Below are 7,610 nucleotides of genomic sequence, written 5' to 3'. Positions count from 1 at the left end.
GATACTACTGTCCACATACCACTGAATCCTGCTGGTGCATTTCCTGCCAAGGTGAACGAACCATCGTCACATTTTGCCTGGTCTGGTCCTGCCGCTGCAACTGGACTTGAATCAATATTTATTGTCAACGTTGCTGGAGCTGGACACCCACGATCATTATAAACTAGCGCATAGAAATAGTAAGGAGAACCAGCAGCTGTAAGGCTACCTGTCATCGTAATTTCGTTACCAGGTGTATGGTCTTCATCACTGTACCAATCAACAGAAGTACCATTTCCAATAACGTCACCATCATAGGTAGACAATGCTGTATCGGAGAAGTCAGCCTCACAATAAGAAAATTCAGCATCTGCTGGAGTTGGAACTCCTCCAAAAGGTCCTGCTATAAAATCCTGTTGTGAAGCATTCGCAGATTGCGAATTTCTAGTTTCTAATATAAAACTTGAAAAACAAGTATTTACACCTTGAAAAAATGGATCAGATAAATCGATAAACCCTTCAAAGAATGCTCCTTCGTGGTATACACCATCAATTTGAGTAATACCCGGACCTGTACTCCCAGTATATGTCCAAACACCAGCACCTCCTTGAGGTATTACATCTTGTGAGCCAGGGTAAGGACCAATAGCAGGATTGCCCATATATGAACCTGAAGGTATACCAATTTCTACTGCATTTACAACAGCATTTGTGTCTACTCCCAAAAACTTTAAATTACCTTTGGATTCATCACCATCTGGTGCTCTCACTGGGTCAGGAAGTACTCCATCATAAACCGCGTCAGCTGGATCATCAACCCATCTAAAAAGTCTTAAATTTACTTTTCCTCCTCCATTTGTAAAATTACTCAAGGCCAATAAATCACCTTCTATATGCTCACCAGTAAAACCAGCAGAATTAGCACCATCTAGAGGTAAGGGAGAAATGCCGTCTAAAGTAAACCAAAATCCTATTTGAGCATCACCATTAATTGCAATCCTGTCTCCAAAGAAATAGATCTTATCTCCAATTAAAACAGCAGCACCATTTGAAATATCACCTTTGTTGTTGGCGTTACCAAGATTCCAAATCCATCCATTTGGGATGGCCGCGTCAGGATCATTTACAATACTGACATCTGATGATCCTTCTGTAAATTGCGTATCATTATTACTAACGCCATCATCACTGGTGTTGTCTTGAATAAACACGGCTTCCAAAGCACCATTATATAAAACAGAAGGCCAATCGTTAGGATTACCATCGATACATATACCAGCTCCTGCCGGAATCCAGATAAATTCAAAAGATTCTTCACAAGGTACACCGGCTTCAAAAATAAAAATTGTTTGATTTGCCGTAAGTGCTGTTCCTGCAGGTATTAGTGTCGGTGTTGCTCCTCCTGCAGAAGTACCATCGAAGTATGCTTGACCTGCTGGCAATGGAGGTAATACATATCCTCCAGGATCAAGAGCTTCGCAAAATTCAATCGTACCAGGGCTAACAATAGTACATTGAGCCTGAACATTGTTTGCAGAAAATAAAAAAAGCATAAGCACGGCAATACCGGTTATACTTTTAAATCGTTCATGAATAAAATTCAACCAGCACCACGCTGTGTTACTCGATTGATTTACTTGTGTAGTTTTGTACATTAACATGACATTTTAAATTAATTAATAATTTTGTTAACATAACATTGAGGTAGGATAATAGCAATAGATTAATTAATCTTGAATACACAAAATCAATTTAACATAGGTACGTTAAAATACAGTGAATGAGAGGCTTAATTATGCTATTAATTAAAGCTTAAAGGAAAGCAAAAGTGTAAACACACTCCTGCAATGATATCAAAAATAAGAAATAAAACCGTCGTTAACAAACTTATTTTTAGAATTTTAGACAACATGATATTTTTTTTAGATTAACGGTTCAAATCGTATTTTTTTCAATAGAATTAAGGATAATCTACAATATTTAACGATAAAGTGAGACGTCTTTAACAATCATTAAAATTTACTACGACTTTATGATTAGAAAAAGTATTTTTTTTAAATGTTAATTATAAGATAAATGAATTGTTAAACAGCTGTAAACTCCTATTTTTGAAAAAAAATACTTCATGAAGAAATTTATTTTTATTCTTTGTACAATTGCTTTAGTGGCGTGTAAGGAAGAACCTAAAAACTATGCAACCCTTTCTGGAACCATTACCAATGCGCATGATAACAAAACTGTGAGGATTTTTAAAGATTCTTATGAAAAAATAATTACCATGAATGATGATGGTTCGTTTAGTGACACCTTAAATATAGAAGAAGGTGACTATCGTTTTAAACATGGCGATGAATACGGTACTATTTATTTAAAGAATAATAACGTGTCTTCCTTTACAACCGATTATGAAGATTTTGATAGTGCTCTTATCTTTGAAGGTGATGGATCTGACATTAATAATTTATCTATAAAAAGCTATTTATTAGGAGACGACTATTTTACCATGGATTTGTTTTATGATTTAGATAATAACGCACTTGAAAAAGCAATTGCTGATTACAAATCTGGATTCGAAAATTTGAAAGTACAATATAAGAATGTAGATTCTTTGCATCTTGCTAGTGCCGATAAAAGAATGAATAGTCAAATAGAATCTGTTGAAAATTATTTTAATTATAAAATTGGGTTAAAAGAAGCTTTTCCGCAGGGCATGCCTTCTCCATCTTTCGAGAATTATGAAAATCATAAAGGCGGAACCACATCGCTTTCAGATTTAAAAGGTAAATATGTATACATTGATGTTTGGGCAACCTGGTGCGGACCTTGCAAAAGAGAAATACCTTCACTTAAAAAGGTTGAAGAAGACTATAAAGACAAAAATATTGCTTTTGTAAGTATTTCTGTTGATGCTCCAAAGCGTCACAGTGGAAGTGCAGATAAAGCACACGAGGCATGGAAAAAAATGGTTGCTGAAAAAGAACTTGGAGGCGTACAGTTAATTGCAGATAAAGATTATGATTCAGATTTTATGAAAGCATATCAAGTAAATAGCATTCCTAGATTTCTATTAATTGATCCAGAAGGTAATATTGTAAGTGGAGATGCTCCGCGGCCTTCAAGTGATAGGCTTATAGAACTATTTGATTCTCTGAATATTTAAAATAAAGCCGCTATTAAGCGGCTTTTTTAATCTTCATTATCTTTATTATTATTGTTTTCTTCTTCAGGCTGCTTGGGTTTTGAAAATAAATCTTTATAAGCTTCGCTCAAATAATCTATAATATGACTGGCTATTAAACTTTCATAACCAATGTCCTGAACAGCGATGTCCGCAGATCTACCATGCAGATACACTCCAAAAACTGTAGCGACAAAAGGATTATATCCTTGTGAGATTAATCCCGTAATGATTCCTGTTAAAACATCACCACTTCCTGCGGTTGCCATACCAGGATTACCAGTGGAATTCACGTATAATTTATCTTCAAACACCGTAATAGTGTTTGCGCCTTTAATCACTAATATTAGATTGTACTTTTTTGTAAAAGTTTTAGCCTTTTTCAGTTTATCAAAATCATCTTTCCAAGTTCCAATCAATCGTTCCAATTCTTTAGGATGAGGTGTTAAAATGGTATGTTTTGGTAATAGTTTTAAAAATGATTTATGTTTTGCCAGAATATTTATCGCGTCAGCATCAATCACTAATGGCGTTTTGTTGTCTTTTAAGAATTTTTCTAATGCTTCAATCGTTTTTTTATCTGTACCAATGCCTATTCCAAATCCGATAACGGTTGGTAGTATATCAAATTGAATGTTACCAATTAGTTTTTCATTTTCATCCGTTATGACCATGGCTTCAGGTAAAGCAGTCTGTAAAATGGAATAACCGCATTTTGGAATAAACGCAGAAACAAGTCCTGCTCCAACGGCCAATGCTGCTCTGCTTGACAAAACAACTGAACCCATTTTACCATAAGTTCCTCCAATAATTAAACTATGTCCAAAACTTCCCTTATGAGCAAACTTATCTCTTGGCATATAAACCTGTAACATTTCTGGTTTTCCAATGAGTTCATTTCCAACATTGGTGGTATTATAAAAATCTTGATCAATACCTATATCTAATACTTCCCATTGGATGGTGAACCTGGCAGTATCTGGCAAAAAGAAAACCAGTTTAGGAGTCATAAAACTCAAGGTATAATTTGCCCAAACAACGCCATTTTCATCTTCAGGCACTTTATCTAAATACAAACCTGAAGGAACATCAACAGATAAAGTAAATGCCTTTGATGCCTTAAAATGCATAAACAATGCTTTGACCCAATCTTGTGCAGGTCTGTTTAAGCCAATACCGAATATGGCATCAACAATAATATCATCAACATGAATGTCTGGAAACTCCTCTTTACATTTAAGTAATATTGGCCAATCTTTTGTGACTTCTTTTATTCTCTCGTAGTTTATTAAAAAATCTTTTGAGCGCTTATCACTGCAATTCACAACATAGGTTATCACATTATAACCATGCTGAATTAAGTGCCTTGATAAGGCTAAACCATCTCCGCCATTATTACCAATTCCGCAAAACACATGAATGGGAACCTGTGCACCTTGCATACGTACATGTAACCAATTAAAGATTTGCAGGGCAGCACGTTCCATTAAGTCTGTTGAAGAAATCCCTTGCCGCTCTATAGTAATCTTATCGCATTGATAGAATTGTTCTTTTGAAAATATTTTCATGTGCTAATACTTATTGTTTTAAATGGTCACATGTAACATCAATATCATCTTGCTATTGAATGTTTAAAAAATGAGGTGTGATGTTTCATTTATGGTTATTAATTAATTATGAAAAAATTAATTATTAAAAAGATTAATGTTAATAATTTAAAAAAAAATAAACCTGTTCAAATTTTCTTCAAAAATTTAGGATTAATTTTTTTATTACAGTAAATGTAATACTTTTGAAGCGTATTGCTTAACAAATGAAACAATTTCAAAAAATACAAACAGTAAATTCTTCTTCTAATTTAGTAAGAAATACTTCGGTATTTGGTGTTTTCAATACAACTACATTTACCCTTTTGGGTTGTTAATTTATATACCTCCGTCTATATTCGTATTTATGATTAAAAGTCATAAATTTAGTTTTCAATCCAACATTCATAAATCAACACATAATGAAAGTATTAAAATTTGGTGGAACTTCTGTAGGTTCTGCAAAAAATATTAATAAGGTTATAGATATTCTAAAAGATGTCTCATCTGGCAACCAAGCTGTTGTAGTGGTTTCTGCTGTCGGCGGAATTACTGATAAATTATTAAATACAGCTCAACTTGCAGTAGATAAAAACCAAGATTACAAAGAAGCTTTTAAAGGTATTAAACACATTCACCTCGATATCATCGATGAACTTTTAGACGATAAAAAAACTGATATTGTTAATTTTGTTTCAGAAAAGTTAAACCATCTTGAACAATTACTTGATGGTATTTTTCTCATTAATGAGATGTCACCAAAAACTTCAGATAAACTCTTAAGTTTTGGAGAATTATTATCCTCATATATTATTGCTGAAACAATGAAATCAAGAGGCTATGATACAGCCTTAAAAAACTCTCAAGAACTGATTGTTACTGATAAAAATCATACCAATGCTTCAGTAGATTTTAAAGCAACGAATTCAAACATTGTCTCTTATTTTAATAATAATACAAACAGTATTACCATTCTTCCTGGATTTATTTCAAAATCGAAAGACAACGAAATTACAACATTAGGACGTGGTGGATCAGACTATACTGCTGCTATTGTTGCTGCAGCCTTAAACGTAGATGAATTACAAATTTGGACTGACGTTAGTGGTATGTTCACAACCAATCCAAAATTAGTTAAACAAGCATTTCCTATTAAAGAATTATCATACCAGGAAGCTGTTGAATTATCACATTTTGGAGCAAAAGTATTGTATCCTCCAACGGTTCAACCTGTGTTAGATAAAAACATCCCTATAATTATAAAAAATACGATGGCTCCTGAAGATCATGGAACATCAATTAATAATAATATAGCTCATGGAAGTCTCGCTGTTAAAGGAATTAGTAATATTAATGATATTGCATTGTTAACGCTTCAAGGCAATGGCATGGTTGGTATTCCAGGATTTTCAAAGCGATTGTTTGAAACACTTTCACAAGAGAAAATTAATATTGTATTGATTACTCAAGCATCTTCAGAGCATTCAATTTGTATAGGTATTTCAGAAAAGGACGCTGAAAATGCAAAAGCGGCGATTGATCAGACATTTGAAAATGAAATCTCATTACACAAAATAGACCCAATAATTGTTGAAACAGGCTTATCGATTATTGCTGTTGTTGGCGATAATATGAAAAGCCATCAAGGCATTAGTGGCAAAATGTTTAGCTCATTAGGTAAAAACAACGTTAATATTAGGGCCATTGCTCAAGGCGCTTCAGAACGAAATATCTCTGCGGTAATTGCCGAAAGAGATGTCAAGAAAGCATTAAACACACTGCATGAGGTTTTCTTTGAAGACAATACCAAACAGATTAATCTTTTTATAACAGGTGTTGGTAATGTTGGCGAACGACTCATAGAACAAATAAAACAACAAAAGAAATATTTAAAAGAAAATTTAAAACTTAATGTTAGAATTGTAGGGTTGTCCAATTCTCGAACTATGATATTTGATAGTGACAGTTTATCATTAAAATCATGGAAAGATGATTTAGCAAAAGGAGAAAGAGCATCGCTTGAAGGCTTTTTAGAAACTGTAAAATTACTCAATTTAAGAAACAGTGTTTTTATGGACATTACAGCAAATGCAGATGTAGCAGCCTTATATCCAGAATATTTAAAAAATAGTATTGCAGTTATTGCTTGTAATAAGATTGCTTGTTCTGGTGATATTGAAAACTACAAATTATTGAAACGATTATCTCTAAAATATAATGTGCCTTTCTTATTTGAAACGAATGTTGGAGCTGGCTTACCAGTTATAGATACACTCAATAATTTAATTCTTTCTGGAGATAAAATCACATCTATTCAGGCCGTGTTATCTGGAAGTTTAAATTTTGTGTTCAATAAGTTTGATGGTACAAAGTCATTTCATGATATTGTTAAACAGGCACAAAATGAAGGCTATACAGAACCAGACCCAAGAATTGATTTAAGTGGTGTTGATGTCGCTAGAAAAATACTAATTTTAGCTAGAGAAAGTGGAACAGAAATGAACCTTGAAGATATTAACAACAAATCATTCTTAACCAAAGCCAATTTAGAAAGCAATTCAGTTGATGATTTTTACAGTACCTTGATTTCTGATGAAGTACATTTTCAAAAACTTTATAAAGATGCAAAATCTAAAAGTTGTAGATTGAAATATGTTGCGGAATTCAATAATGGGAAAGCAAATGTTGGATTAAAAGAAATTCCTGAAGGTCATCCGTTTTATAATCTAGAAGGAAAAGATAACATAGTCATGTTCTATACACAGCGTTATCCAGAACAACCAATGATAATAAAAGGTGCAGGTGCTGGTGCAGATGTAACAGCATCAGGTTTGTTTGCAGATATTATAAGAATTGGTAATAACTAA

General features: G+C 33.3%; 4 protein-coding genes. 2 read left to right on the top strand and 2 right to left on the bottom strand.

What is annotated here, in order from left to right:
• On the bottom strand, positions 1-1,634 hold a 1,634-nt coding region (locus tag AAFP94_RS13825; RefSeq protein ID WP_409628868.1), incomplete at its 3' end, for a hypothetical protein.
• Positions 1,635-2,104: 470 nt separating this feature from the next.
• Between AAFP94_RS13825 and AAFP94_RS13820 the strand changes: the two genes are divergently transcribed.
• Positions 2,105-3,139 (top strand): TlpA family protein disulfide reductase, encoded by a 1,035-nt coding sequence (locus AAFP94_RS13820; RefSeq protein ID WP_316663228.1) that lies wholly within the window; start codon positions 2,105-2,107, stop codon positions 3,137-3,139.
• Positions 3,140-3,165: 26 nt separating this feature from the next.
• Here the strand turns inward: AAFP94_RS13820 and AAFP94_RS13815 are convergent, their stop codons facing one another.
• Entirely contained in the window at positions 3,166-4,725 is a 1,560-nt protein-coding gene (locus tag AAFP94_RS13815; RefSeq protein ID WP_316663229.1) for an NAD(P)H-hydrate dehydratase, read from the bottom strand.
• Positions 4,726-5,165: 440 nt separating this feature from the next.
• Between AAFP94_RS13815 and thrA the strand changes: the two genes are divergently transcribed.
• Positions 5,166-7,610 carry a bifunctional aspartate kinase/homoserine dehydrogenase I gene (thrA, locus tag AAFP94_RS13810; protein WP_316663230.1) on the top strand — a complete coding sequence of 815 codons (2,445 nt, stop codon included), beginning with the start codon at positions 5,166-5,168 and terminating at the stop codon, positions 7,608-7,610.

Source organism: Gilvirhabdus luticola, from assembly GCF_040117515.1.
Classification (GTDB): Bacteria; Bacteroidota; Bacteroidia; order Flavobacteriales; family Flavobacteriaceae; genus Gilvirhabdus; species Gilvirhabdus luticola.
Note: the sequence above shows the minus strand (reverse complement) of the source record. Positions and strands in the feature narration are given on the sequence as shown.